A 26539-nucleotide genomic window follows, 5' to 3' on the forward strand; every position below is an offset into this window, starting at 1 on the left:
TTTTTTAATATATCAGCTTTATATTAGGCGGAAGTTTTGCAGAGCATAGTATTCCGAGTTCCTGTAAGCGCATTAAATTATAAGAAGACCCCTCCATAAGCAATTGATCTGCAAATGCCGGATGGCACATGACTTCCACTGTTTCCCCGTCTTCAGCCTTTTCTGCCAGCGTGCTGAAATAGTCTTCCTGAATGCCATCTCCGTAAAAATCGAATAAGCACCTGTCCGTATGGCTTTTGACCCCTTCAAGCGCAAAATTGCCATTGACTCTGAAGGGGAGACCGTATTTATTGGACAGGCTCTGAACTACTGGGAGAAACTCTTCGCGTGTATGAACGTGATGATGGCTATCCAAATGGGAAGGCGTAAGACCAGCCCCGATAAAACGGTCAATTTGTGCAGACCACTCCAGTTCCAATTCTTCAAGAGAGATTCCCTCTAAATCCCCCTGAGATCTAAAGTACCCATCTTTATTAGTTAAGGTCACTAAATCTGTTAATAACGGCTTCCCGCTTGTGAGGACTAAATGAACGCCAGTTCGTAACCCCGGAAATTGTTTAGCCATAGCCAGGGCCTGCCTGGTTCCGGCCATGTTCATCATCATGGTGGCGGAATTGACAATTCCATATAAATAGCTGTGCAAAATTCCATAATTCACGCCGGGACTATATCCAAAATCATCTGCATTGACGATGAGTTTTATCATATTTAGAGGCCTCCGGTTAAATAGATGCAAGGCAGCCTGAAAATAATGCTGCCCTGCAAAATTTTATTGAAATTGCGGCAAATAGAAACGATGGGCTTCGAGCATTTCATCAAGTATTTTTTTCGCTATCTTGTCGGAACTCACCAGAGGATTTATTGTCAGTGCCAGCAGAGCAGTATTATAATCACCAGTCAAGGCCGCTTCTATGGTCACCCTTTCAAAGGATTTAATAGATTGAACCAGTCCCCTGACTGAAACTGGAAGTTCTCCGATCGCTAACGGCTTTGGCCCATCCTTCGTTATAATGCAGCTGACTTCCACGGCTGAATCTGACGGAAGGCCTGCAATAGCACCATTATTCCGGGTGTTAACCGGCTGTATATCCCTTTTATCTGTATATATCGAATGAATGAGTCTGCATGCCGCATCACTATAATAAGCGCCTCCCCTTTTTTCAAGCTGGGAAGGCTTTTCAGCAAGATCTGGATTCTGATATAACTGAAACAGCTCATCCTCCAGCATTTTAACCACTTCAGCCCGTGTACCGCCTTCTGAAGCTGCTTTAATTTCTTCTTCCACCATTTCACGGGTCTTATAGTAGTAATTATGGTAAGGACAAGGAAGCACATTTAATGCCTGCAGGAATTCCGGTTCCCATCCCATCGCATGGATGTTCTTCATTGTGATTGATTTTTCTTTGTCTGTAAGCTTTTTCAGCAGCTCTTCCTTGACGCTCACTCCATCGACATAGACATCAAGTCCATAGACAAGGTGATTGAGTCCGGCAAAATCAATCCTTACTCTGCTGTGGTCCACATTCATTAACTGTGCTGCCCCCATCTCCATTCCAATCGGCACATTGCATAAACCAACCACTTTTTTGATGCTGCTATATCGCAAGACTGCTTCTGTAATTATCCCTGCTGGATTGGTAAAATTGATGAGCCATGCATTTGGACACAACTCTTCCATTTCACGGCAGATCTCCATAATGACTGGAATGGTTCGGAGGGCCTTGAAAAACCCCCCCGGTCCATTGGTTTCCTGGCCCAGCACTCCATATTTCAGCGGAATTCTCTCGTCCTTCGCTCTTGCAGCCAAAAGTCCTACACGGAATTGGGTTGTAACAAAGTCTGCACCCTTAAGCGCTTTTTTCCTATCCAATGTAAGCTGAATCTCTATGGGAACACCGGCTTTTTCAACCATCCGTTTCGCTAATTGCCCTACAATCTCGAGCTTATTTCGTCCTTCCTCCACATCCACAAGCCAAATTTCCCTGACAGGCAATTCCTGATGTCTTTTGATAAATCCTTCAATTAATTCAGGTGTATAGCTTGAACCTCCGCCGATCACGGCAATCTTTATACTATCTGGTTGCTGTGCCATTCTGTTACCTCTCTTAGTCTAGTTTCTTGTATAGGTCGATGAATTCCTGTGCCATGTCTTTGACAGTGAGTGCATTCATCAAATGATCCTGGGCATGGACAAGAATGATGGGCAGATCGAATTGAGCTCCGGAAGCTTCGCCCTGAATTAACTCCGTTTGATGTCTGTGTGCCAGCACAAATTCCTCCTCGGCTTCCCGGATTTTAGCTTCCGCCGCATCGAACTTGCCTGCCTTTGCTTCCCGGATGGATTCCATAGCGAGACTTCTGGCATTCCCGCTGTGCAAAATAAGCTGAAATGAAATTTGATAAAGCTTTTCTTTCTCCATTCTTTAACCCGCCTAACCTTGAATTGTTGGTGTTTGTTCCGGCTGCACCTGCTTCAGTTTCTTTTCATCCATTTTCCCTGTTATATAGACAAATGGCAGGTAAATGACAATGGAAATGGCTAAATTCACAAGTGCCAGCACTGCACCGGAGATATGTCCTCCTGTTGCAAGATAGCCGCCAATTCCTGCAGGCGTCACCCAAGGGATGCTTGCCACAACCACTGGATAAACAAGGCCCCATTTAATAGCCAGATACGCCACTGCCGTCATGATGACTGGTGCTGAAATAAACGGAATCAGCCAGATTGGATTTAACACAATTGGAAGCCCGAATAATAATGGTTCATTGATTTGAAAAATACCAGGCGGCGTTCCTAATGCAAGCAGCTGCTTATGCCGCTTACGTCCTGCAATAAACATGGAAATGATAAGTCCGAGAGTTGCTCCTGAGCCGCCCAGATATACGAAGGCATCCAGAAATGGCCCTGCGAGAATTGCATACTTATCAAGATCCGTCACTCCCTGAGCATATAAATCTGTATTTTTGGTTCCGAGAGATGTAAATAAAGGCGTTGTAACACCCCCAAGAATATTTGGTCCATGAAGGCCAACCGACCAAAAACCATGGACCAGAAAGACTATAAGGATCGCAAATGGCAGTGAATCGGCAGCATTTGTCAAAGGTGCTACAAGGGTTGTATTCAGCCAGTCATTCAAAAATTCACCATTTGTCATTTTTCTGAACAGAAGGCCTGCCACTCCAAATAGGAAAATCGTCAGCATGCCCGGCACCAGTTTGGCAAAAGCCCCTGCAACGGCTGGTGGAACTCCGTCCGGCAGTTTGATAATGAAGGCTTTTACCCTGGTCAAACGGATAAATAATTCGGTCGCAAGAAGTGCCACTACAATTCCTGTAAATAAAGCCGTTGCATTAAAGTATCCATAGCCAATGAAGCCCCAGGCACCTTCCGTATCCGGGACCTGGCCTACTTGAGGGATTAAGAGGAAGAAGCAGGCTGCGGCAACCAGCATCGCCTCGAATCCATCATCCCCATACGATTTGGCAAGCCTGTGGGATATGCCAAATACAGCGAATATGGTTAAGAAGGCAAAGGTGCCCCACCAGATATCTCCGCCAAGTGTTTTCCAGGATTCGCCGAAAATACTTTCCATGAGTCTGCCGTACGGCTTAATGATTTCCCCCAAATTATTAAATAGAACAGCAAACGATCCCACCATTGTGATGGCGATCATACCGATCAAGGCATCCCGGATAGCAAGCAAATGCCTGTTATTGCCGAATTTCACAGCATAAGGCATGATATATTTCTCAATAAACGTCATCATCACTATTCACCCTTTATCAATGAGATAGCCTGCTTTAATACTTCCTCGCCATTACATAAGCCGTAATGCATCGGGTTTATGGGAGCTACAGGAATTCTGCCTCCTGCCTCCTTCTTTAATTGCTCGGTCATAAACCGAATCTGCGGTCCCAGCAGCAGGACATCTGCCGAATCAATATGGCTTTGAACCTCCCCGTTGCCAACAGCCCAGATTTTACAGTCGATCCCCTGGCTTTCAGCGCTAGCTTTCATCTTTGTCACCAGGAGACTTGTAGACATTCCAGCCGAACAGCACAACAAAATATTCATGATTACCCCCCTTTTTTTTCTGTAAGCGATCTCAAAAAAATAAAATAATTGCTTAACTTAATAGTACCATCAATAAAACAGATTATTCAGTCAATTTAATACAAAGATATTTCTTTTTTGAAGTCATCACCTCCTTTTAATACCTTATGCTTGAAATTAATTGTAATTACAAATATTCTATTTTTCAATACATTTTTAAAATTTGTTATTACAAATTATTTTATAATTGATATGACAATATATTCTATGGAATAATAGATAGAAGAACAGAGTAGGAGGAACGGGAATGAAAGACGGTTTTGCCGAGGAAAGTGCCCTGCACTTAAAGGTTAAAGAAAGCATTCTTGAACTTATCAGAAACGGTGAATACAAACCGGATACCAAATTGCCGACAGAAGCGGAGTTTTGTGAAAAATACGGAGTCAGCCGGACGACTATTAGAACAGCACTCCAGCAGCTGAGCATAGAAGGCCATATTTATCGCCAGCAAGGCAGAGGCACATTTGTATCAAGCAATAAAGTGAAGCAGCGCCTGACCTCTACAGTGGAAAACTTTTCAAAGCAAATGGCGATGCAGGGAAAGAACCCGCTCATAAAAGTCATAAACCTGGAAGTCATCCCTGCCGACTCCTTCTTAGCAGAAGTCTTTGACCTGTCAGAAGGCGACCCGGTTAATGTTCTCGAACGAATCAGGTTTGCTGATGAAGAGCCACTTCAATATGAAAAAGCCTTCCTGCCGTGGAAAAAGACCCCCAGCTTGAACCGGGAGGCCTGTGAAAAATCCTTATACCATTTGCTGCAGAATCAATACAGATTAAAAATCCAAAAGACAGTGGAGCATTTAGAAATAGGGTTCCCTGAAAAAGAAATTAGTGAACTGCTAAACATCAAACCTGAAACACCGTGTTTCTCTCTTGAGACCTATGCCCATATTGAAGACGGAAGCTTAATCGAGTATTCCAAAACGATGTTCCGCGGGGATTATGCTCATTTTATTATTGAACGGAATTATGAATAAGGGATTGTTAATGCTAGCTGCTTAGGTTGGGGCTGCACTATGGTGCTGTTACCTGGGATTAGGGCTAGGGGGTAGATTTTTGCTTCTTCTGGTTTTTGCAGCGGCGGGTTCGGACTCTATGAAGGCGATTTCCTTTTTTGTGTCTGAAGTTGTCCCGGGTTCGGACTCTAAGAGGGCGTTTTCTCTTTTTAGAGTCCGAAGTTGACCTGGGTTCGGACTCTGCGGGGCCCTTTTCCTTTTTTGTGTCCGAAGTTGTCCCGGGTTCGGACTCTACGGGCACATTTTTCCTTTTCTGTGTCCGAAGTTGCCCCGGGTTCGGACTCTACGTGTGCGTTTTCCCTTTTCTGTGTCCGGAGTTGACCTTGGTTCGGACTCTACGTGTGCGTTTTCCCTTTTCTGTGTCCGAAGCTGACCCGGGTTGGGACTCTACGTGTGCGTTTTCCCTTTTCTGTGTCCGAAGTTGACCTTGGTTCGGACTCTAAGGGGACGATTTCCTTTTCCTGAGTCCAAAGTTGCCCCGGGTCTGCAATCTATTAAAAACAAATTACCTCTTTCAGTCCAAAGAAAGTATAAAATTAACTATTCAACCTAGAATGAATGCCTCTTTTTATACCACTCCATTGCCTTCATCTCAATTTCCTGCACAAGTGCTTCCTTCCCTTTTATATAGGAATCTATGTCAAAGGGAAACTGTTTCGCTAACTCCAATTTTAAGGTTCCATATTGTTTTGCGTCTTCTCCGTTTGCTCTTAGGTAATCACGAAAAGCAAGATGGCGCGTGATTTCAGGACTCCCTTTTTCATAGATATGGACATGGTGTGTCCGCAGATTTCCCCCTTTCTGAAAATACCGCCGGCCAGGCAGTCCGTTTTCTCCACGGGGCTCAAAACCCAGTGAAATCATTTCCGTATTAAAGCGGTCAACCCTCTCAATATCTATTACGACAGGCAATATATCAATGACGGGCTTAGCTGCCAGACCAGGAACCGATGTGCTCCCAATATGGTGAATGGCCAGAATTTCTTCTTGAAAAATGGTCTTGATTAACTCTGACTCACTTTGAAATTTAAATTTCCAATCAGGATTATAGCAGGTAACAGTCACTTTCCTTGTCATGTTCTCCTCCTGAATTTATTTTAAGCTCATCAAACACGTCCATAAAAAATCTTCCCCAAATAGATCACTGGGCTGCTGTATTTTTTTCATCGTTCTAAGCTCCAGAAAATGAAAGTCATCTTGAAAGATCTCTTTCAATCGTTCCTCCGTGTATCCGATGCCTCCCTTTAGGCTGCCGATACGATACACCTCCCAGTCCTGCGTGGGAAGTGCTCCATCCGGATTAAAACATACCAATCCAAATTTTCCACCAGGATTGAGTGCCGCTTTGATTATTTCCAGGTATGTAAGCCTTCTGTGGGGCGGAAGGTGATGAAACATGCCGCTGTCATAAATAAAATCATAGCTTTGAGGTTCAAAATGAAAGTCGAATAGAGATACACATTCAAAATTAATTTTTACCTGTGCTTCATTTGCTCTTTCACCTGCCCATTTGACCGCCCTTTCGGAAAAATCGATAGCATCCACCTGTACCCCATTCTTCGCCAGAAAAATGGCATTCCTTCCTGGGCCGCATCCAATTTCGAGTGCCTTCCCCGCCTGCAGGCCATTTTGAATATACTCAGACAGATTTTCATCCGGCCCTTTCACTTTGAAAAATGGAATCTCTTTATCCCGGTCTTCGTAGAAATTTTCCCAGAATAATTTTGGTTCTCTTAACAATCCATCCAGCATTTCCAATAAGTCAATATGATTTAAAATAGCTTTTTCCATAGCCATTCCCCCTTACTTTTATTTTACTGAATCCCTTATGGAAAAGGATTACAGCTGCGTTAAGAATAGATTATTTAAGTAAAAACGATCAGCTGATTTTGCATTATTCTTCCATCTAGAAATCCTGCAAGGGGGTATTTTTAAGTTTTATAGTCTAAGAAATACCTAAGTCTTAAAGCAAAGAGAAATACTTCCAGGAGCATTCTGAGGATTCTGGAAAAACATCCAATCATCGCGATTCGTAATATTTGTAATACTTATGAAATATTTTCTTTTGAAAACTTGTCCTTCATTTCGGTCAGCTCTCATATAATGACGACAAGAAGGTTTAGGAGGTACGTGATGTTTCTTTTTCTTGATAAAGCGATTCTAGGTATGGCCATTCTGCGCCTTATTTCCGGGAGCATTGAAATTTTTGTTGCACTATTAATCTTAAAAATGAATGATATCGAAAAAGCATTAGTTATGAATAGTTCACTGGCCCTTATTGGACCGCCTGTGCTTCTCTTGACGACAGTCATTGGATTGACCGGAATGGCGGATAAAGTTTCATTAAGCAAGATCTTATGGGTGCTTTGCGGGGTTGGCTGCATTCTGTATGGGGTAAAAGGGAGATAGAGCTGTATAGACAGCTCTATTTTTGATGTTTCAGCAAGTCCGAAACGGTGGTCATTTGGTATCCTTGCTCTTTTAATGAAGCAATTATTTTCTTAACAGATTTCAGAGACTCTTCCCGGCTTTCATACATGACATGAAGAAGAATGATGGAGCCTGGTTCTATATTTTCCGCCACATACTCCGTGATTTTATCTGCATCCCCTTCTATGTCCGGAAAACTTTCAGGCTCGATATTCCACAAAACCGTCTTTCGCTCCTGTTTAGACAAGTAGTAAGGCAGGAGAAATAACTTTTTCCCGTATGGAGGGCGAAAATGAATTTCTCCTTCATAGCCTGTCTGCCTGATTAAATCATCTGTTTTCTCAATTTCCTCTTTGATAAAAGTGGGAGATTTTAATACCATACGGGAATGAGAGTAGGAATGATTGCCGATTTCATGCCCTTCTCCCACAATTTTTTTCGCATCTTCCATATGTTGTTCAATCTCTTTTCCTGTTAAATAGAAAGTGGCTTTAACATCCTCTTCCCGTAAAATCGTTAAGATTTCATCGGTATTAACGCCAGGCCCATCATCAAAAGTCATGGCTGCGACTTTGTCCTCAGTTTCTGCTTTATTAACAAGGCCGCCGAAAAACTGAAAGTTCCTGGACTTCGATACTTCAAAGAGCAAAAAGGCAATTCCTAATAGCAAGATTATCCATAAAATAATTTTAAGCAGTTTTTTCATTTTTCCTCCTGATGCTTTAGTTACAGAGTAATTATAATTTAAATATGTAAAAAAACCAGCCCCCGATTGGAAACTGGTTTGATAACATAAGTATGTAGCCGCTTTTGCCGTAACTGTGATAAGAAAGTTTTAAACCACCACTCCTCAAAGTGGGTGTTCGCAGAAACATTCCTGCCTGTCCTCCTTGTCTTATAGACAGAGGCTTGTCATTCCTGTTCCGATGTTAAACTCCCTATTTCAGCTTAAAGGTTAAAACTTTAGTATGATTACGTACAATGCAGCTTGTTTTATTATAATAATATAATTTACACGACGATTCAATAGAAGTTTTTTCCTGTCTGGACCTATTAACTCTTTTCACTTAGCTTCAATGCCGTTCAGTAATTTTCATATCCGTTTCCAGCTTTTTTTTCAAATTATGCGGATAATAGGTCCCCTGCTGATCATGTAATTAGTTATTTTTTCATGAGTTTCTACCTGTAAGGGCAAATGCAATATTCCGGATGCCCGCTTTCGCGGAGAAAAAATCCGTTGCAATTACCTGATCAGACATTCCGCCCATAGCTACCGATTTAATGAGACACAGGTTTTTAAAAACCAGAAGCTCATGAAGCTCCAATGTTTCATGCAAACCCATTTCACTCATCATAAATAATCCTCCCATACATTTATATACTCATTTTGCTCATTTCCCACTTTCGAAACCTGTGGTATTTATTTCTTCTGCCAGGCACTGTGAATTACGCATAAAGCAGCTGAAAGAAGAAACATTAACAGTTAAAAGGAGGGCGTAATTATGGACGAGTTAGGCCTTGGCTACCATGAAACAATGGAAACACATGAGATGCTGAAAGCATGGTTAGGAAGCATTTGATCCGAAAACAGAGGAATGCATTAAAGTTATACTAAAGCCTTAACCTGATTTTTTAGTTACACCAGGTTACAAAGGAGAAATTGCAATTGGGACGAAAGTTTGAACGAAATCTGCTGCGCAGCCTGTTTATTTTCGGAATTGGGGCTTTTTTTCATCTGGTCAGAAAGCCTCCTATAAAAGACTGGCTTATCGTGTTCTTTTTGAAAAGCTATATTGCCACCTTCTTAGATAATCTCTTAGTGCGAAAAGGCTATCTCAAGTACCCGGTTAATCTGTTTAAAACGTTTGATGTCAGTGTACTATTCAGCTATATCATTTTTCCTGTCACGTGTGTTTATTTTAATCAGCAGACCCAAAATAGCGGACTAAAGGGCATCCTGCTGAAATCCCTGATTTTTAGTGTTCCATCGGCAATCGCAGAGCATTTTCTTGAAAAACACACACAGTTAATCAAATATAAGAAATCATGGAATTCCTATTATAGCTTCGTATCTATATTGGCGACTTTCCTGATGACGCGCGGAATAATGGGATTGATTAGTAATTCTTCAGAAAAGCAAAAAATTCCGGCTCCAAAACAATAATTGGAGCTGGTTTCTTTATGAAGACTTCTTATCTTTCTCAAATTTTGGCGGTCAAGCCTTCCTGGCAAGAACACCTCCATCATAAAACTTGCCGTATTTTCTTAAGATTTCTCTCACCTCAGGAACGGTGGGGATTGTCTCATTTGCAGAATATGTAAGATAGTAGTTTTTTGTATTTTTCCGATGGATGATCCAAGTAAAAAATTTCATCGCAAAACCATGTGTATTGTGATTACGGAATTTCGGCATCAGCTTTCCGTCCCATACGGTCATGGTATGCCCGGTTCCCTTCCATTTCTTTAGTTCTCCATTCAGTTCAGCATAGAGTAGACCCGGGGTTTTTTTCATCTGATTCATTACCAATAATGTCAGCACCTGATTAATAAACAATTGAATGAGATTTAATCCTTCCCCTCTTGTCAGTGAGATAAATGCCTGTTCAGGCATCACTTCCGGCTTATCACCCCAAACAAGCGTATTTGATCCGTCCATTTCCTTTATCGGTATCCATTTTCTTTGTTCCATAACCTTCCCTCCTGATTTGGTAAATAATACCCAGATATATAGGTATTCTTCAAAAGGAAGAATATTCCTTCAAAAAAAGAACGGAGGCTCAGGAGGCCTCCAAATAGAATTATCGATAAGATAGATCGGTTATTTCAAGAAACTGAACAGTGGTTTGATCCCTGTCAATCCGTACTTTGAGTTCGAAATGATCAAGCTGGTAGGTTAACTCTTCACACTTGGCTGATTCGTAACAAGTGACCGTTTTTGTCTTGTTAGCATCTCCATACATTTTAACAACTTCGGCCTTCGTAAAGGGAAGAGCAGGTAACATACGCGGGCTTAAATATTCCGGATATACAGCAAGACTGCCAATTGTACCATCCTTCATATTTAAGGTTGCCCTTACACCTCCACCATCAGCCTGGTAGTAAAGCGTTTTAATATTGAGCTGAGTCTCAGTCTTTTTTGGCTTTCCCATTCTCGAAATGATGTCATCATAGGCATCTCCAGGCTTTAAGCCAAAAATTTGAAGCTCACCGCTGGAAAGAATGAAGGCATCTTTAATTCCTTCTTTTTTGACTGTCTCCAGCCCATTCACAGCATTCCTCCTGTCCTTAAAAGCACCTGCCTGCACACGGTAATAGGTTTTGCCATCAATGACAGCCGTGCTAATTGCGGCAGGGATTTCTTTTTTCTTCAGCAATGCTGCCCGCTTTTCCGCATTCTCTTTTTTACTGAAAGAACCGGCAATAATCTTATGGTATCCAGCTTCCTCCCCGGATAAAATGAGACGCTGACCGGGATAGATGGTCGTACCTGTTAAATCATTCAGCTCCTTAATCTGCGTCACATTCAGATGATGCTTCTTAGACAGGGAATAGATTGTATCCCCTTTTTTCACCACAGCTATTTCTTTATCTCCGCTGTGGTCCGCTAAAACTGATCCCCCTGAAAAAATAACTGCCAGAGATATGACGCCTGCTGCAATTGCCTGTTTAATTTTCTTCATTATTTTCACCTCATTATATATGACGAAGGGAAATAATGGATGTCGCAGAGGGACGAGCCTATTTTAGAAATTGGGCAGACGTTTCTTGGGGCTGTTCACTTTTCGGATTAACTCCTATTTTCCTAGTGGCTCGCTCATTTTCGGCTTTATTCCTTCGGATTAACTACCATTTTCCTGGTGGCTCGCTCATTTTCGGCTTTATTCCTTCGGATTAACTCCCATTTTCCTGGTGGCTCGCTCATTTTCGGCTTTATTCCTTTGGATTAACTCCCATTTTCCTGGTGGCTCGCTCATTTTCGGCTTTATTCCTTCAGATTAACTCCCATTTTCCTGGTGGCTCGCTCATTTTCGGCGTTATTCCCTCTAATTAACTACCATTTTCTCAGAGACCACGCTCTTTTCGGTATTATTCCTTCTGATTAACTACCATTCTTCCTGAGACAGGTCTCTTTTCGGCGTTATTCATCCGGATTCAATCCTAATTTCGTTGAATGATATTCAATTTGGCCGTTAATCCCCATATCCTCTCAAAATCACTCTTTCAATCATAGAAAAGAGATGGCCCAAAAGCCATCTCCCTCCTTTTATGCTGGTGCATCAATTTCATCTTCAGCGATGTGTTTTTCGTTATATTCCACGTCTTTGCGGGCATTGTAGCGGTCCGCTTTTTCGAGGGTAACTGTGATGTTATAGTCAGGGATACCAGCGAATTTTTCGTAGCGGCCTCTTGGTAATAGGAAGTTTCCTTCAGGAAAATGGACTTCGACGTTGCCGCGGGCGATATCGACGAATTTAGCTCTGCCCTGGAAGACACCGAATCCGTTGTAAAGGACGATGCCTTCACCTTCTGCAATACTTAAGTCTTTTCCATCTTCAGCATTCATTAATACATCATATCTACCGGCACCATTCAGCGGGTCCACTTCTTTGTAGACCATGGAATTGAACTGCTTGCCGCGGCGGGATGTGACGATGAACTGGCCTTCTTTTTTGCCAAGGTCAGGAATATCGACCGTAATCAGTGTGCCTTTTCCATCCGGAGTCGGGCAAATGCCGTCCTCGCAAAGCCATGCTCCGCCCCATTGGAAGACATCCCCTGCTTTTTTCAGATGCTGGATGCCATCATAATTAGGATTCGCCACTGCAATTTCATCCCGGATTTCCTGTGCATCTTTAAAATCAACAAGATGGGCAGTTTCAGGCTTAACGCGTTTCGCCAGATCGATATAAATTTTCCACTCTTCGCGTGCCTCTTCAATCTTGTTTTTATTTCCTTCAATTTCAGGACTGAAGTACACCATTCTCTCCGTTGAAGTGGAGGTACCGCCGCCCTCCTGCTCGTACCTTGTTTTAGCAGGCAGCACGATTACCGCTTCTTTTGCATCAACAAGGGTAGACGTATTTAAAATAATATCCTGGTGAACGCGGATATCCAGTTCAGAAAGAGCTTTTTCGATAAAATCAGGATCTGGCATTGTCTCAAGGAAGTTACCGCCTGATAGATAGTAAAGCTTGATTTTCCGTTCATGGTCTTCAGGCAGCAGAATATTCTCCAGTGTCACCCCGACAATATCACCCTGCCATTTCTCAAGCTCAAAGCCCCAAAGATTTTGAATGCGGGTAAAATTGTCTCCATAAAAGTCACCGCCAGGCAATACGAATGGATCGGCACCCATTTCACCGCTTCCCTGTACAGATGAATGGCCGCGGAATGGCATCAAACCATTATGCTTTCGGCCCAGATGGCCGCGAAGCAGCGCAAGATTCGCAACCTGTGAGATATTATCTGTCGCAAAGGAATGCATGGTCAGGCCAAGAGCCCATGCATAGACAGCATTTTTGCTGTTCGCAAGCAGTTCCGCAAGCTCAATGATACGATCTTTCGTTACACCGGAAGATTTAATAATATCTTCCCATGACTGCTCTTTCACTTTCTTTTTCAAATCCTCGTAGCCATTCACATGCTCGTTTACAAAATTATGGTTGATGGCAGAACCGCGCTCCGCTTTCTCCATGTCGAACCAATGCTTCATGATGCCGTGCATAAAAGCAATGTCTCCGCCGATGTTGACCTGATAAAAGTCATCAGCGATTTTTGTGCCGAATAAAGCTGATTCAGGGTTTGATGGAATCCAGTATTTGTCCATCGCCGGCTCTTTATATGGATTAACGACGATAATTTTTGTGCCGTTCTTTTTCGCTTCAAGCATATATTTGGATGATACTGGTGAGCTGTTGGATGCTACGCTTCCCCAGAATAAAAGGACATCCGTTCCGATCCAGTCAAGGTAGTTGGCTGTGGAAGCACCTACTCCAATAGAACGCTTTAACGCGGTTTTAGAAGGAGAATGGCAAATGCGGCTTGCATTATCGATATGATTCGTTCCCAGGAAGCGGGCTGCTTTGCCGGCCACATAATAGGATTCATTCGTAATTCCACGGCTCGTCAGGTAGAACGCATACTGCTTTGGATCGAGCACCTTCATTTTTTCAGCAATCATGTTCATCGCATCATCCCAAGTGATCCGGGAGAATTTGCGCTCCCCTTTTCTGCGGATCATCGGATAAGGGATGCGGCCGAGCTTGCGAAGCTCCGTGCTGTCATATTTGCGAAGCTCATCAATATCAGCATGCAAAATGTCCGGTTTAATCGCACCGGCTGTGTTTAAACGAAGAACATTTAAACGTGTTGTACAAACATGAGGTCCTTTAAGCGTCTGGTCATAAAGGCCGGAAACGCCAAGCGCACAGCCGTCGCAGACACCCTTTGTCAGTATATTTGTGGCATAGCCAATATTATCTTTGTTTTCCCATAGGATTTTTGCTGTATCCCTCATATGCTTTGGCTTTATTTTGCCAAGCCCGAACGGAATCGGACTCACCCAATGCTTTGGATCCGGCATGGCCTTTTTATTCTGAGGTCCTGGATGTTTTGTTTTTCCCATCTGAAACACTCCTTTATCTTTTTCTATTTAATAGAGATCCTGAATCTCTTAATTCTCAATGGTTAAGTTGCATTTATTATTGTATATGGGTAAATGGATTAAATTTTCCCTTTTTTCATAAAAAACCGCCGCAAAAAGCCTCTAAATACTAGATGCTGATTTCTGCGGCGGTTAGTCTTTAGCAGGGTCGCTGCCAAGTGCCATACCAATAGAAAAGCGGAAGCGCCTTGCTGAGATGAACTTCAACTAAAAACCGCCACGTCCTGTGGCGAACGTTGAAGCCAGCACATCCTGTACAAGTCCGACAGGCATAAGACGAATCACGCAGGAAACCTCCCTAAGCAAGCTTGGGTCGGGCGATGTATCGCTGACGAAGCGTTCCTTGTCCTGATTTCTGGAGTGATTTGGCTTATGACCCGAGGGGCTAGGCGCTGGAGCTAGACACTATCTATCTTGAATGCTGTTATTATTAAAATTTAACTTGCCAAACGATCATTTGCTTCATTTTGCCTGCGCAATTTTTTCATATCAAAACGGATTAGGATAGACACAATGAGTGCCAACACAAAAAGTCCGGCAAAGCTTGTCAGACTTGAAGCATAGCTTCCTGTTGAATCCTTCATCCATGCTGCAAACATCGGGCCTGCAAGACCAGCTGCTGCCCAGGCTGTAAGGATGTAGCCGTGAATGGCGCCAAGCTGCTTCGTTCCAAAAACGTCGCCGATAAATGCCGGGATGGATGAGAATCCTCCGCCATACATGGTGTACACAACAGCAAGCATAATCTGGAAAAGAATCGCTTCTTTTGTGATCGGCAGCAAAAGGAATAGGGCGATCTGTGATACGAAGAAAATCGTATACGTGTTCGGGCGGCCAATATAGTCAGAAATGGATGCCCATGCAAGACGGCCCAGTCCATTAAAGATGCCAAGCACTCCGACAAGAGTGGCTGCTTCTGCCGTTGTCAGGCCTATGCTTTCCTGTGCCAGCGGCTTTGCAGCAGATAAAATCGCAATTCCGCACGTTACATTAATGAACAGCATGAACCATAAATAATAGAATCGGGTTGTCTTTACTGCTTCATTCGCCGTTAACTGTGCTAAATCCTGTTTAATTTTGATTTTTCCGGCTGCAGCTTTTTCCTTCATGCCTTCAGGTGCCCAGCCTTCAGGCGGCTTTTCTAGGTATAAAGATGATAATGTCATAATAATCAAGTATGCTGCACCTAAAATAAAGAACGTGTTAGCAGTACCAACAGATTTAATCAGACCATCCATGACAGGGCTCGCTACCGCTGCAGCAAAGCCAAATCCCATGATGGCCAGGCCAGTTGCAAATCCGCGGCGGTCAGGGAACCATTTTACCAGTGTGGATACAGGTGCAATATAGCCTACCCCTAAACCAATTCCCCCAAGAACGCCATAGGTTATGTACAAAAATGGCAATGAACCCAGATTTACGGCCAATCCGGCTCCAAGCATGCCGGCCCCGAAAAATCCTGCTGCCAGAAGACCAGCCTTTTTTGGTCCATGCTTTTCAACAAAGTGGCCAAGAAATGCTGCTGACAATCCCAGAAATAGAATCGCCAAACTGAAGGTCAGCTGTACTTCCTTTGATGACCAGCCAAACTGCTCAATCAATGGATTGGTAAAGTTGCTCCAGGCGTAAACCGAACCGATGGAGATATGAATCCCTACGGCCGAGGCGGCAATCAGCCACCGATTTTTTGTCTTTTTCACTCTTTTTCCCCCTCGTAATACTTGTACCTTTGTAAAGCGGTTTCAAGATGGTTTCCTGAAACAAAAAAACCGCCAATCTCTCCCGCATTCCCGTATTGGGGTATGCTGAAGAAGGATTGACGGTTAGTATCAAGCAGGATGCGCTGCTTAAAGGACCAACTGTTAATCTAATAGAATCTGATGGCATTTTAACCGACGACAGGTTCGCTATCTCAAATCAAAATGTGACAGATTTTTGAACTAATAAAAATCATATCACTTTGAAATAACATGTTCAAGCCCTTTTAGCAATTTTTCACTATGCTGGTGTTGGTTTAAATACTAATAGCAGGTCCCGGTGTTCTTCTATTTATCTCCCTTTTTTCACATCATGAAGCAAATCCGGATGGTTTGTGAACATACCGGTTACTCCCCAATTAATCAGCTGCTTCATTCTTTCCTTGTCGTTGACAGTATACGGATGCAGTTCAAGACCGCTGTTCACAACCTTTTGAACATATTCCTCATTTAAATACGTATGGTTAGGACCAATGCCCATCGCGTACTGCTTTATTTCCATAATCTCTTCATCAGTTATTTCTGCGTTTGCTTTATATGAAATTAATTGTACAAGTTTAATAGCAGGGTCCAATTCATTCATCACTTTAAGACTTTGAGGGCTGAATGACTGGACGAGCAGTTTATCTTTATTAATCTTATACTTTTCAACCAGACGGAGCAGTTCTTTTTCCATGCCGGGATAAACATCCGGTGATTTTGTTTCAATGTAATAGCTGTTGTTTTTTCCAAACTTCTTGAAAACCTCTTCAAGTGTCGGCACCTTTAAGCCTTCGTATTCCGCTTTTGAAGCATACGGGTACTTCTCGTTAAACCAGCTGCCTGCATCAAGCTGCTTTATTTCGTTTAAAGTATAATCCTTTACGGATCCTGTTCCATCTGTCGTCCGGTCTAGCGTCACGTCGTGCATCGCAATGAGATGCCCATCCTTTGTCATCTGCAAATCCAATTCAATATAATCCCCATGCATTTTCTCGCCCATGTCATATGCAGCGATTGTATGCTCAGGTGCATAAGCAGAAGCCCCGCGATGTGACACATTTACAATGTCCCTATGCATGTCTTTAGCCAGCGCCGCACCTCCTCCAAACGCATTTAGCCCAATAACTGCCGCACCAATAACCGAAATCATTTTCTTCTTCAATGTCTCCGTCCCCTATCTATAATGGTTTACACATTAAGAATAGTGACGAAATATTAACCCTGTTCTAATATTATGTAAAACCTGGGAGAATAATAGATTACAGGAATATTAATACAAGCCTTTCTGAATGGGTCACATTCACCATTGTAGAAACTTGTAATCTTTTTATAAGTTTTGTCGAATCTGTTTATTTGCCGGTTAATTTGTCGATAATAGAATATAATATTTCATCCCCGGATTAGGAGCCGAATCAATGAACACACCTTCGACTGCTATAAAAAAACTTCACAACGACATCGATGTCCTGCGCAAAAAGATGATTTCTGTTGGAAAAAACAAGGGATTGTCACACCCTGAAACGCTCATGTACTCAGAAGAGCTCGATAAGCTCATCTATAAAGTGCAGCGAAGCAAGCTCATCCATTAGAACAACCCTCCATATTTCAAAAAAACGCACACTCTTGTAAAAAGGAGTGTGTTTGTTTTATGATTAAACGCTCAATCGTGCATTTTTATTGAGAAAAACGAAAAAGTCCGCCATAATGAAAAGATAATAACTACAAGAAATGGAGATCATATGAAGAAAAAGTTCATGTTCCTATTAGCAATCGTACTTCTTGTTCTGACAGCCTGCGGTAAAGATCAGGCACAGGAACCGATTACTTTAAAGGACCAAAGCGGCAATGAAGTTGCCTTCCCGCAGGACAAGCCAAGTGTCTTCTTCTTTATCACAACATACACCTGAGGACTCTGTCAGCAGCAGCTGGTCGAGCTGCATCAGAATATGGATAAATTAGAAGATCTGGATGCGAATATGTACATCGTCAGCAATGATCAGCCTGAGCAGCAGCTTGAGCTTTATCAGGCTCTGGAGGAAAAGATGGGCCAAAGCCTCCCTTTTATTTCTGATCCGGATATGAAGCTCATTGAACAGGCTGGCATGAAAAATGGCGACACTGCCTACAGAGGCTATGCAATTATGGATGCAAAAGGCAAAATTGTGCTCAATAAGGTCAATGACCATTGGGGAGAAGAAATCGATACAACTGCAGAAGACATAAAGAAAGAATTTGAGGAGCTTTCCAACTAAAGACAAAAAAAACACGCTTGAGAGCGTGTTCATGAATCCCTGTCTCTATCTGTGAACTGGAGCATGGCGATAACAAACATACCGAAACTGATCATCAAAGACAACACTTCAAAGGTACCCATTTATACATCGCCTCCTTATCTTCAGCCTTCCCGGAACCAAACTTGTCCTATACTCAGGATAAGTGCCCATTTGAAAATCCGTCCAAAAGGCCTAAAAAGAGCCAGCCGCATTGCAAAATTGCATGTGACTGGCTCTTTTTTGTGAAAATCCCCTATTTTCTTAAGCTATCCTCAAAAATTCCCCACTTTTATGCGCGTTTTATTCAGATTTATTTGTGCAAAGCTTGAATTTATATATGCTTTCCAAATTTACTTGCGGATAGCTAAATTTATTTGCGGATAAGCGATTTTTACTTGCGGATAGAAAAATTTATGTGCGTTTAGCACTTATCCCGAACTTTCTTTTCCAAGTGCCAGCGGAACCTTCACATGTTTCCTTCTTAATGAATCAGCACTTAAATATAATTCAACAATCAATAACATTAAAATGATCCAAATGCCTGTATTTAAGATTACTGCCTGCACCGGGCTTTCTATGAAAAAGGTAAACGTAAAGAACATCGCAAAAGTGAAGATTCGGCTCCACTGTGTCACATCATATGTGAAGATGCCTTCCTTCAAGCCATATATTCGAATGCGACTTACCAGTCTTACTATTTCTATTGTCTCCACCACAATAAAGACCAGGAAAACGGCAAGCCAAAACCAGGCAGCCGCCTGATGGGCTACAACGCCGGATTTATACATGGCGAGCCCGCTGATGGACAGGGCACCGTGAAAAATGCAATTGGTATTATTCCAATCCTTCGCAATGTTCCAGCCGCGAACGGCATAACGTTTAAGAATAAACCACGCACTGACGGAATAAAAAAGCAGCCCGAAAAAAATAAGAGCAACATTCAGAATGCCAGGTACATCTGCAAAGACAGTATTGAATAGAAGCACAAGAGATTGTGTGCTGACCGTCGGCAGCAGCAAAACTCCATGTGACTGCTGTCCAAAGGATATATCCTTGAGCTCCTTGAAGCCTATTAAACTAATCCAAATATATATGATCCATAATCCCGCATTGAGAATGGCCAGCGCCTGGGCTTCCGCACCAGCTCCAAATTGCTTGAAGAACATGATTCCACAAATCGACGTTCCTGCCACCCAGGTACCAATGCCAAAACGGTTAATGGGATTAGTGTAATGCAGCTTCTTAAACTCTCCTCTATAAATGGTCATTCCGATCGATACCAGAATGGCCATCCATAAGGCTAAATCTGCTATACTCAAAATCTTGCCGAAGCTTCCCAAAAAGAAGGACAAACCGAAGAAATTCAGCAAAACTCCCTGTGTTACAATGCCAAGCGCCATCACAGCCGCCATTGCAGCCGTATGGATATTAACTTTTTTGCGAATGATAACCAAAACAGCCCCGATAAACAGAAGGCCGAGCAAAATTAAATAAAACACTATAATCACCGTTAAAATGAATTTATTATAATTATAACATCTTATGCAAGTGACCCTTTCGGTGGGGATAAAAAAAACAGCGCATTTCCATGCACTGTCAGCCCCCGCTCAACTATTTAAATCAAAACGCTGTTCCGGTTTTGATTACCTTCTGCCTGTATCGAATCCCCCTCATATGGGAGTTCTATCTCAATCTTCGTGCCTTCCCCAACTTTGCTTTCGATGGTTAAGCGGCCATTATGGTTTTCGATAATTTTATAGCAAATCATTAGACCCAGCCCGGTTCCTTTTTCCTTTGTTGTATAGAAGGGTTCCCCGAGGCTTGGAATCCGGTCTTCCGAAATGCCTACCCCTTGATCTATGAATTGAACGGAAATTGTATTGCCGGTCTTTTTCATGACTTTAATCCTTAATTGGCCGCCGTCTGGCATTGCTTCAATCGCATTCTTAATAATATTCAGGAATACCTGCTTCAATTGGTTTTTTTCACAATAAATCATTGGGGCATGAAAATTATTTTCTACTATTATCTCGACGTTATTTAATATAGACTGGGTATTGCTCAGGAGAATCACTTCACTGATTAATTTTGTCAGGTCCTGCTTTTCAAAAATGTCTGCAGTCGGCTTGGCCAGCACTAAAAATTCACCGACAATTCCATTAATGCGATCCAGTTCCGAAAGCACAATATCAAAATACTCTTCTTTTTGGCTGCTGGATTTAAAAAGCTGAACAAACCCTTTGATCGAGGTAAGAGGATTACGGATTTCATGTGCGATTCCGGCTGCCATTTGCCCCAGAAGTGCCAATTTTTCTGATTTTCGCAGGAGCTTTTCCTGTTCTTCTTTTTTATCCGAAATATCTGTTCCTATCGAAAGTACGGCCTCTTTTCCTTCAAATCCGACACAAAGCGATGAAATCTCGAAAAATCTAGTGGTTCCATCAAAACGTTTTATTTTATATTCTATATTGTTTAAAAGCTGCTTCTCTGCCTTTATGTACTGATAACGTTCCTGCAAACGGCCTTTATAGTCCATCTCAATAAAATCAAGTAGCGACCTGCCAATTAATGCAGCTTTATTTGTTGCCGACAATTCGGTGACTGCAGCGGAGTTTGCATACAAGATCTCAAAGTCCTTATGTATGAGCACGGAAACGGGAAGTGATTCCAGAAGCATTTTATAGCTTTCCTCGCTGGCCCGCGCTTTTTCTGCATAGTACCTGCTTTTGTCAAACTGCCAGCCTACAAACCAGGCAATACCTGTAAATAGAAAAAAATCAAAAGTAAAAAACGTTTCATGCGAGAAAATGGTTTGATAAGAGGTAAATAGAACCGAAATAATCACAAGTGAAATTTGACCTGTCCGTTTACTCATATAGTCCTCATTTTTGTGTTTTTCTATTATTTTAGCATTAAGCGGGAGGGTAACGATATCAATTTTTAAAATTTATTAATAATAGAATCAGCATTATTCGATTAAAAAAACCTGCCTAGGGAAGCCTGATAATCCCCGGGCAGGTTAAATTAAGCCTATTTATTCTTTGGAGCAAGCTCTACTGCCTGACGCATTGCCTCCATTAAGCTTTTCTCGTCAGCTATGCCTTTTCCGGCAATATCAAAGGCTGTACCATGATCAACGCTTGTACGGATGATGGGAAGGCCGACTGTGATATTAACCCCGGCATCCAGCCCTAATACCTTAACTGGCCCATGCCCCTGATCATGATACATGGCTACGACAATATCAAAGTCGCCTCGCACAGCTCTGAAAAATAATGTGTCAGCCGGCAGCGGCCCTATAGCATTAATCCCCTCTGCCTGTGCTTTCTCTACTCCAGGAACGACTTTTTCTTCCTCTTCGCCATATCCGAATAATCCATTTTCGCCTGCATGAGGATTGATTCCGCAAACAGCGATTTTAGGTGATTCGATGCCGGCTTTTTTCAATGTGTCATGAGCCAGCTTCAGTACGTGATACACTCTTTCCGGGTTGATCATTTTTACTGCATCAATAATTCCGACATGTGTTGTCACGTGGATAACTCTTAAGTTTGGTGCGGATAACATCATGGAATAATCTTTCGTATTGGTCAAATCCGCTAAAATCTCTGTATGGCCTGGATACATATGGCCGCCCTTTTGTAATGCTTCCTTGTTTAAAGGTGCAGTACAGATCGCATCAATCCGATTTTCTTTTGCCATTTCGATCGCTTTGGCTAAGTATTGAAATGCTGCGTTCCCAGCCTCCGGAGACACCTGCCCAATTGGGAGGTCTTCCGGCAGAAGGTCCAAATCAAGGCAATGTACTACCCCATGCTTATATGGGATCTCGCGTAATTGCTCTGCGCTTACCGCTTCAATAACAAGCCCGCTGTTAACAAATGATTTGGCCCGCTCTAAAATTTTTTTATCACCAATGACAAGCGGGTTGCTTATTTCATACATTTCAGCATCGGCAAGGCTTTTTAAAATTATTTCCGGTCCTACCCCCGCTGCATCCCCCATTGTAATGCCTACTACTGGTTTAGTTTGACTCATTGCACTCAACCTTTCTTGTCATATAATGTATTGCATTCACCAGGGATTGCTCATTGCCGAATCCCCCTGCTTTTGTTACAGCCCAATAGCCTTTTTTCCTGCTGCGCAGCCGGCCAAAAGGGAGACCCGGCTCTATTTCTGCATAGAGCTCCATTTCCTGTATACCCAATTCTGAACAAGCAGCTTTTGCAATGTCCCCGCCTGTTAAAATCAAGCCGTCGAGTTCCGGGAACTTATTTACAAGTCTGTTTGCAATTTTCCCCAGTCCCATGGCAATCCGTTCGCCAATCTCATTCCCTGATAATCCTATTGCCTCTCCCGCTATACGGGCTGCATCCCGATTCTGATCGGAAGAATCTACATAAACAACAAAATGGGTATTATCCTGATTTTGTCCAATTTTCTCAATGACTTCTTCAAAATCTATTGACTGATCAACCAATTGGATAGGATTGATTTCTGCGAAATAAGATTGATCAATTTCTCTAATCCGGGAAAGCTGTTTTCTTGTAACCTGTGACAGACTCCCTGAAACTGTGAGTGTTTTCCTGATGTTATTTTCCTCATGAGCATTTTCATTATGAGATTTAAGCTTTAATGCTTCGGGTAAATATTCAACTAGAGCACCAGAACCAGTCCAAACCGTTTTTTTCTGAAGGCTTGTGAAAATCTCGGCAATTACCTGCAGATCCTCTTCTCTTTCACTGTCGCATACAATCCAGTTCTTACCCGCCGCTAAAACTTCTTCAATGAATTTAAGGAGTTTTGCTTTGTCCCCGCGGATCAAAGCCAGATCAAGCAATGCAATATCCATTCCTGCATCCTTTTTTAACATGTGAGGAAGAAAGCTTTCCGTTACAGGTGTCTTTGGATCCCTTCCAAACTCTGTTTCTGTGATCAGTTCACCATTTACATAATGATGTCCAGATACCGTTGTACGATTCATTTTGGGAAATGCTGGGGCAATAACAACGATTTCCGGCTGATATACCTTTTCAAGCGCTGCCAGTTCAGCTGATATATTTCCTCTCAAAGTTGAATCCACTTTTTTATAGACATGAGCATAGCCTTTTTCAAAAAGAAGAGAAGCAGCTTTTTCTACTGCTTCATATGCTTCTTCTTGTGTTTTTGCACGGCTGTCCGTATCCACAATTAAGACATCAGGGTCAGATTGAATGTTTTTCCCGGTAAGATCCATCATAACAGTGGCAGTCAGCCCTTTTTTCGCCAGCTGCACTCCTGAATCATTAGCGCCAGTCAAATCATCCGCGATAATGCCAATTTTTTCAGACACAAGAACCACATCCTTAACCATTAACTTTCTTCAGTTTTCCTTCATTAAACTCATAACCTTTTCTCTCTAGACGCTTAACCAAAAACGCTATATAGAGCGGAAGCAGAATTGCGGTTGTCACAGTAGATGCAGCAACCTGAACTGTCGCCAATTCAGCATACTGCGCAAACCCGGCGCTTGCGGCTGCAATGGCAGCTGGTGTTGCTACAGCATTTCCGGCCGTTGAACCTTCAGCAGCACCTACAATTGGATTCCACTTAAAGGCTTTGAACACTAGATACCCAGCTGTACCCGTTACGAATACTGTTAACAGGCCAAGGATAATACCTGATAGACCACCTTCTACAATGGCACCGAAGTCAATCCCCATTCCAAGGGCGAAAGCGAAAAATGGAATGAGCATGGAGCTTCCATTATCAAGGAATCCGCGCATTTCTTCATCCAGGTTACCCAATACCATACCAACCAGGATTGGAAGCAGTACGGCAATGAAGGATTGCAGTGAGAACATGCCATCAACAAAGCCCATAGCACCAAATATGGATAGGGCCACCATTGTTAGAAACGGACCGTCATTTAGTGCCAGCAATGAATAAGCTGCACGGTCTTCCTTGCTCCCATACTGGCCGACAAGTGCGACGAATAGGCCGCCATTACTGTTCGTCATAGCTGCAATAATTGCAATTGGAGCCAAACCCAGCCAAAGGCCATTTTCACCTGCAAACATGTAAGCGATTAACCCGAATGCCGCACCTACTACCCACTTCGTAGCTAAAAGGGTTGCCCCTTTTCCTATTGAAACACCAAATGATTTTACGTTAATTTGAGCACCTGTACATAGCAGGAATAAAGCGATTAAAGCTGATGCACCGTCAACAAACAATGCTTGAGTAAAATTTCCGATACGGAGTAAATCAGGCGCAAAAGTATTAAGTATTGCTGCAATTAGCAACGGAACTACCATCATCCCGCCTGGAATTCGTTCAAGAGTTGCTTTGATCTTCATAATTTTAACATCCCCTTTATATATGTTTCAATTTTAAACACAAATGAAAACGATTACAGGTTTATATTAAACGCTTTCACTGCAAAATACAACATTTTTTACAGAAAAATAGTTTGGTATTTTCTAGATTTATATTATTTGTTGCATTTTTAAACACTTGATAATAAAAAAAGAAGCTGAATACTACTGCTTCAGCTTCCTCCACAATGTCGACCGATTAATGCCTAACCGTTTGGACACCTTTGTTTGATTTTGGTTTTCCTCTTCCATAACTGCTTCGATAATTCGTTTTTCAATCTGATCCAATGTTCCATTTAACAGACTGTCTTCAATTTGAACTGGCCTGTGCTTCAGATTCAGCTGTCTTGAAACAGTCTCTTTACTGATGGTATAACCTTTCTCAGCTGCTAAGACATCAAAAAGGAATGATTTCAGCTCAGCCGTATTTCCAGGCCATTTATATTGCTCCAGCAGCTCCATCGCATCCTCCCTGATTTTCACAGCAGAGGTTCCATACTGCTGATGAAAATGGGCAATAAAGTAAGCTGTTAAAGCTCTTATATCATCCTTGCGTTCTAATAAAGAGGGGATATAGATGCGAACAGCTTCTTCGTTATAAAGAAGGGAATAGTACTCCTGCATTTCACTGGGCAGGGACAGAATTACTTCTTTCCCTGATTCTGCCCAGCTTTGACACTGCTTTAACAGATGGGGCTTCTCTTCTGCTGATATGTCCTCAGCGCCGTAAACATATATAGATCGGACGTCGTCATCATAGGAATCCAAACCTCTTCTTGTTTCCTTTGCATGTATAGAAAGCAGCAAACCGGCCCCCTGATGCTTTAAGTAATGGATATAGCGCGCTAATAATCCTTTTCCAGTGCCGGCAGCACCAATTAAAAGCCATAAATTTCGGTTTATTCCTGCAGAAATAGCAGCCAGACAATCTTTCATTGCTTCACTCTCATTGATGATCATCGGCAGCTGTGACACTGTTTCCACGTTAAGATCTTCTGAAGAACTCTTCATATGATTAAGCTCTTTAATAATGAATTGAGTATAGATTTCATTCGCAATTTCAAGGTTCGAAACCTGAACTTTAAGCATATCTCCCTTAATACCTTCTATCATTTCAACAGACTCTGCATTTCCCTTCCGGTGTACAAGACTCTGTATATCACTTACGAGAATGGGAGGAGAGGAAAAAGTATTCCATTGTTCAAAGACACATTCAGCATTACTGTCCAAAATGATAATATTATCAGTATTCTTCTTTATGATTGCCCGAAGCAGGTCGTTTTCCTGCTGTTTTCTGCGAAAAGAATGATACACGGATTTCACTTTTTGGAACGAATCAAAGATTGCTTCACGGCCGGATTGTATCAGGATTCCCTCGAGACCTGCTTTAGCGGCAGCTTCCATGGTTACAACGTCACCCATGATCAATTCAAAGCCCTTGAATTTCAGTTCCAGGACAAGGGTTTCTACTTCCTCTTCCTTTTGAATCGTAAAAACCTCTATACCTATATCCAATATGTCAGTAATCGTTTTGGCGCCAAGCGTTAGGTTGGAAAAGCCCACAATCGCTTTCTTACCTGGAAAATCATTGGCAAGGGTTAACACCCGAAGCATATCATACCCGGATACCTGAATATCGATAACAGGGATATTTGTTTCCTGTTGGATCAGCTTTGCGGTTCCACCTCTGCTGATGATCATATCAATACCTTCAGATTCGGCATTATACACATGGGGGAGTGCCTGCCCCAGATTTCCAGTTGCTATTTTAATGTCCAGTTCTTTTTCCTCTTTCCTGCATTCCTCAATTAATGGAAGCATAGCAGGATAAGGAGCAATAAATAATGTCTTTATTTTCATCGCATTCACCTAAATGTATCTTACCATTCATTTCTAAGCGGCACCAATAAATAGGAAAATAGGTCAAGAGTTTTAAAAAGTTATG

The 26539-nt window shown here is 42.3% G+C and carries 26 protein-coding genes, 1 other RNA gene and 1 pseudogene; 6 read left to right on the plus strand and 22 right to left on the minus strand.

Annotated features, from left to right (window positions below; translation table 11 throughout):
• Window positions 1–4: 4 nt before the first annotated feature.
• From chbG to NAF01_RS12995, 5 genes are all read right to left on the minus strand, one after another.
• The gene (chbG, locus tag NAF01_RS12975; protein ID WP_250800374.1) at window positions 5–706 is read right to left on the minus strand and encodes a chitin disaccharide deacetylase; all 702 of its coding nucleotides are present in this window, start codon (window positions 704–706) and stop codon (window positions 5–7) included.
• A gap of 63 nt (window positions 707–769) precedes the next feature.
• Entirely contained in the window at window positions 770–2092 is a 1323-nt protein-coding gene (locus NAF01_RS12980) for a 6-phospho-beta-glucosidase (RefSeq protein ID WP_250800376.1), read from the minus strand.
• Window positions 2093–2105: 13 nt separating this feature from the next.
• On the minus strand, window positions 2106–2420 hold the full coding sequence (locus tag NAF01_RS12985) for a PTS sugar transporter subunit IIA (protein WP_250800378.1): 315 nt from the start codon (window positions 2418–2420) through the stop codon (window positions 2106–2108).
• Between the two features lie 12 nt (window positions 2421–2432).
• Window positions 2433–3767, minus strand: a complete 1335-nt coding sequence (locus tag NAF01_RS12990; RefSeq protein WP_250800379.1) for a PTS sugar transporter subunit IIC — start codon at window positions 3765–3767, stop codon at window positions 2433–2435.
• A gap of 2 nt (window positions 3768–3769) precedes the next feature.
• Window positions 3770–4075 carry a PTS sugar transporter subunit IIB gene (locus NAF01_RS12995; RefSeq protein WP_250800380.1) on the minus strand — a complete coding sequence of 102 codons (306 nt, stop codon included), beginning with the start codon at window positions 4073–4075 and terminating at the stop codon, window positions 3770–3772.
• Window positions 4076–4361: 286 nt separating this feature from the next.
• Here NAF01_RS12995 and NAF01_RS13000 point away from each other — a divergent pair, with 286 nt between their 5' ends.
• Window positions 4362–5093, plus strand: a complete 732-nt coding sequence (locus NAF01_RS13000) for a GntR family transcriptional regulator (RefSeq protein WP_226618128.1) — start codon at window positions 4362–4364, stop codon at window positions 5091–5093.
• 588 nt (window positions 5094–5681) lie between these two features.
• Here the strand turns inward: NAF01_RS13000 and NAF01_RS13005 are convergent.
• Window positions 5682–6209: a GrpB family protein gene (locus tag NAF01_RS13005; protein ID WP_250800382.1), complete on the minus strand. Its 528-nt coding sequence runs from the start codon at window positions 6207–6209 to the stop codon at window positions 5682–5684.
• Between the two features lie 15 nt (window positions 6210–6224).
• Window positions 6225–6923 carry a class I SAM-dependent methyltransferase gene (locus NAF01_RS13010; RefSeq protein ID WP_250800384.1) on the minus strand — a complete coding sequence of 233 codons (699 nt, stop codon included), beginning with the start codon at window positions 6921–6923 and terminating at the stop codon, window positions 6225–6227.
• Between the two features lie 342 nt (window positions 6924–7265).
• Here NAF01_RS13010 and NAF01_RS13015 point away from each other — a divergent pair, with 342 nt between their 5' ends.
• Window positions 7266–7541, plus strand: a complete 276-nt coding sequence (locus NAF01_RS13015; RefSeq protein ID WP_197249802.1) for a YqhV family protein — start codon at window positions 7266–7268, stop codon at window positions 7539–7541.
• Between the two features lie 16 nt (window positions 7542–7557).
• On the opposite strand, the gene NAF01_RS13020 is transcribed toward NAF01_RS13015, so the two are convergent.
• The 3 genes from NAF01_RS13020 to NAF01_RS13030 all read right to left on the minus strand — a co-directional run bounded on the left by NAF01_RS13020 (window position 7558) and on the right by NAF01_RS13030 (window position 8917).
• Window positions 7558–8268: a polysaccharide deacetylase family protein gene (locus tag NAF01_RS13020; protein ID WP_248347539.1), complete on the minus strand. Its 711-nt coding sequence runs from the start codon at window positions 8266–8268 to the stop codon at window positions 7558–7560.
• 91 nt (window positions 8269–8359) lie between these two features.
• Window positions 8360–8555, minus strand: a non-coding RNA gene (ssrS, locus tag NAF01_RS13025) — 6S RNA.
• Between the two features lie 176 nt (window positions 8556–8731).
• Window positions 8732–8917, minus strand: coding sequence for a hypothetical protein (locus NAF01_RS13030; protein WP_248347540.1), 186 nt, complete (start codon window positions 8915–8917; stop codon window positions 8732–8734).
• Between the two features lie 311 nt (window positions 8918–9228).
• Here NAF01_RS13030 and NAF01_RS13035 point away from each other — a divergent pair, with 311 nt between their 5' ends.
• Window positions 9229–9726: a CBO0543 family protein gene (locus NAF01_RS13035; RefSeq protein WP_250800386.1), complete on the plus strand. Its 498-nt coding sequence runs from the start codon at window positions 9229–9231 to the stop codon at window positions 9724–9726.
• A gap of 51 nt (window positions 9727–9777) precedes the next feature.
• Here NAF01_RS13035 and NAF01_RS13040 read toward each other — a convergent pair whose 3' ends face one another.
• From NAF01_RS13040 to NAF01_RS13060, 5 genes are all read right to left on the minus strand, one after another.
• Complete coding sequence (locus tag NAF01_RS13040; RefSeq protein WP_250800388.1) at window positions 9778–10251, minus strand: hypothetical protein; 474 nt, start codon at window positions 10249–10251, stop codon at window positions 9778–9780.
• A 109-nt stretch (window positions 10252–10360) separates the two neighbouring features.
• Window positions 10361–11242 (minus strand): LysM peptidoglycan-binding domain-containing protein, encoded by an 882-nt coding sequence (locus NAF01_RS13045; RefSeq protein WP_250800389.1) that lies wholly within the window; start codon window positions 11240–11242, stop codon window positions 10361–10363.
• A gap of 584 nt (window positions 11243–11826) precedes the next feature.
• A complete protein-coding gene (locus NAF01_RS13050) occupies window positions 11827–14187 on the minus strand; it encodes an FdhF/YdeP family oxidoreductase (RefSeq protein WP_197249797.1) in 2361 nt (786 codons plus the stop codon).
• A 476-nt stretch (window positions 14188–14663) separates the two neighbouring features.
• The gene (locus tag NAF01_RS13055; RefSeq protein WP_222500593.1) at window positions 14664–15926 is read right to left on the minus strand and encodes an L-lactate MFS transporter; all 1263 of its coding nucleotides are present in this window, start codon (window positions 15924–15926) and stop codon (window positions 14664–14666) included.
• Between the two features lie 349 nt (window positions 15927–16275).
• On the minus strand, window positions 16276–17127 hold the full coding sequence (locus NAF01_RS13060) for a glycerophosphodiester phosphodiesterase (protein ID WP_248347551.1): 852 nt from the start codon (window positions 17125–17127) through the stop codon (window positions 16276–16278).
• 253 nt (window positions 17128–17380) lie between these two features.
• Here NAF01_RS13060 and NAF01_RS13065 point away from each other — a divergent pair, with 253 nt between their 5' ends.
• The 3 genes and pseudogenes from NAF01_RS13065 to NAF01_RS13075 all read left to right on the plus strand — a co-directional run.
• The gene (locus NAF01_RS13065) at window positions 17381–17554 is read left to right on the plus strand and encodes an aspartyl-phosphate phosphatase Spo0E family protein (RefSeq protein WP_082139027.1); all 174 of its coding nucleotides are present in this window, start codon (window positions 17381–17383) and stop codon (window positions 17552–17554) included.
• A 150-nt stretch (window positions 17555–17704) separates the two neighbouring features.
• Window positions 17705–17872 carry a hypothetical protein gene (locus NAF01_RS13070; protein ID WP_197087752.1) on the plus strand — a complete coding sequence of 56 codons (168 nt, stop codon included), beginning with the start codon at window positions 17705–17707 and terminating at the stop codon, window positions 17870–17872.
• Between the two features lie 15 nt (window positions 17873–17887).
• Window positions 17888–18217 (plus strand): annotated as a pseudogene (locus tag NAF01_RS13075) (redoxin domain-containing protein); the annotation flags it as partial.
• Between the two features lie 29 nt (window positions 18218–18246).
• Here the strand turns inward: NAF01_RS13075 and NAF01_RS25070 are convergent.
• From NAF01_RS25070 to NAF01_RS13105, 7 genes are all read right to left on the minus strand, one after another.
• On the minus strand, window positions 18247–18339 hold the full coding sequence (locus tag NAF01_RS25070; RefSeq protein ID WP_222500599.1) for a putative holin-like toxin: 93 nt from the start codon (window positions 18337–18339) through the stop codon (window positions 18247–18249).
• A gap of 327 nt (window positions 18340–18666) precedes the next feature.
• Window positions 18667–19737, minus strand: a complete 1071-nt coding sequence (locus tag NAF01_RS13080) for a TDT family transporter (RefSeq protein ID WP_250800393.1) — start codon at window positions 19735–19737, stop codon at window positions 18667–18669.
• A 116-nt stretch (window positions 19738–19853) separates the two neighbouring features.
• Entirely contained in the window at window positions 19854–21113 is a 1260-nt protein-coding gene (locus NAF01_RS13085) for an ATP-binding protein (RefSeq protein WP_250800394.1), read from the minus strand.
• Between the two features lie 155 nt (window positions 21114–21268).
• On the minus strand, window positions 21269–22276 hold the full coding sequence (gene pdxA / locus NAF01_RS13090; RefSeq protein WP_197215589.1) for a 4-hydroxythreonine-4-phosphate dehydrogenase PdxA: 1008 nt from the start codon (window positions 22274–22276) through the stop codon (window positions 21269–21271).
• Entirely contained in the window at window positions 22263–23570 is a 1308-nt protein-coding gene (locus NAF01_RS13095) for a four-carbon acid sugar kinase family protein (RefSeq protein ID WP_250800396.1), read from the minus strand. Before NAF01_RS13095 ends, pdxA begins: the two co-directional genes overlap by 14 nt.
• Before the next feature lie 13 nt (window positions 23571–23583).
• On the minus strand, window positions 23584–24576 hold the full coding sequence (locus NAF01_RS13100; RefSeq protein WP_163145203.1) for a 2-keto-3-deoxygluconate permease: 993 nt from the start codon (window positions 24574–24576) through the stop codon (window positions 23584–23586).
• Between the two features lie 183 nt (window positions 24577–24759).
• The gene (locus NAF01_RS13105; protein WP_250800397.1) at window positions 24760–26454 is read right to left on the minus strand and encodes a sigma-54-dependent Fis family transcriptional regulator; all 1695 of its coding nucleotides are present in this window, start codon (window positions 26452–26454) and stop codon (window positions 24760–24762) included.
• Between the last annotated feature and the right edge of the window lie 85 nt (window positions 26455–26539).

Origin of the sequence: Cytobacillus firmus (assembly GCF_023657595.1) — a bacterium.
GTDB lineage: Bacteria > Bacillota > Bacilli > Bacillales > Cytobacillaceae > Cytobacillus > Cytobacillus firmus_B.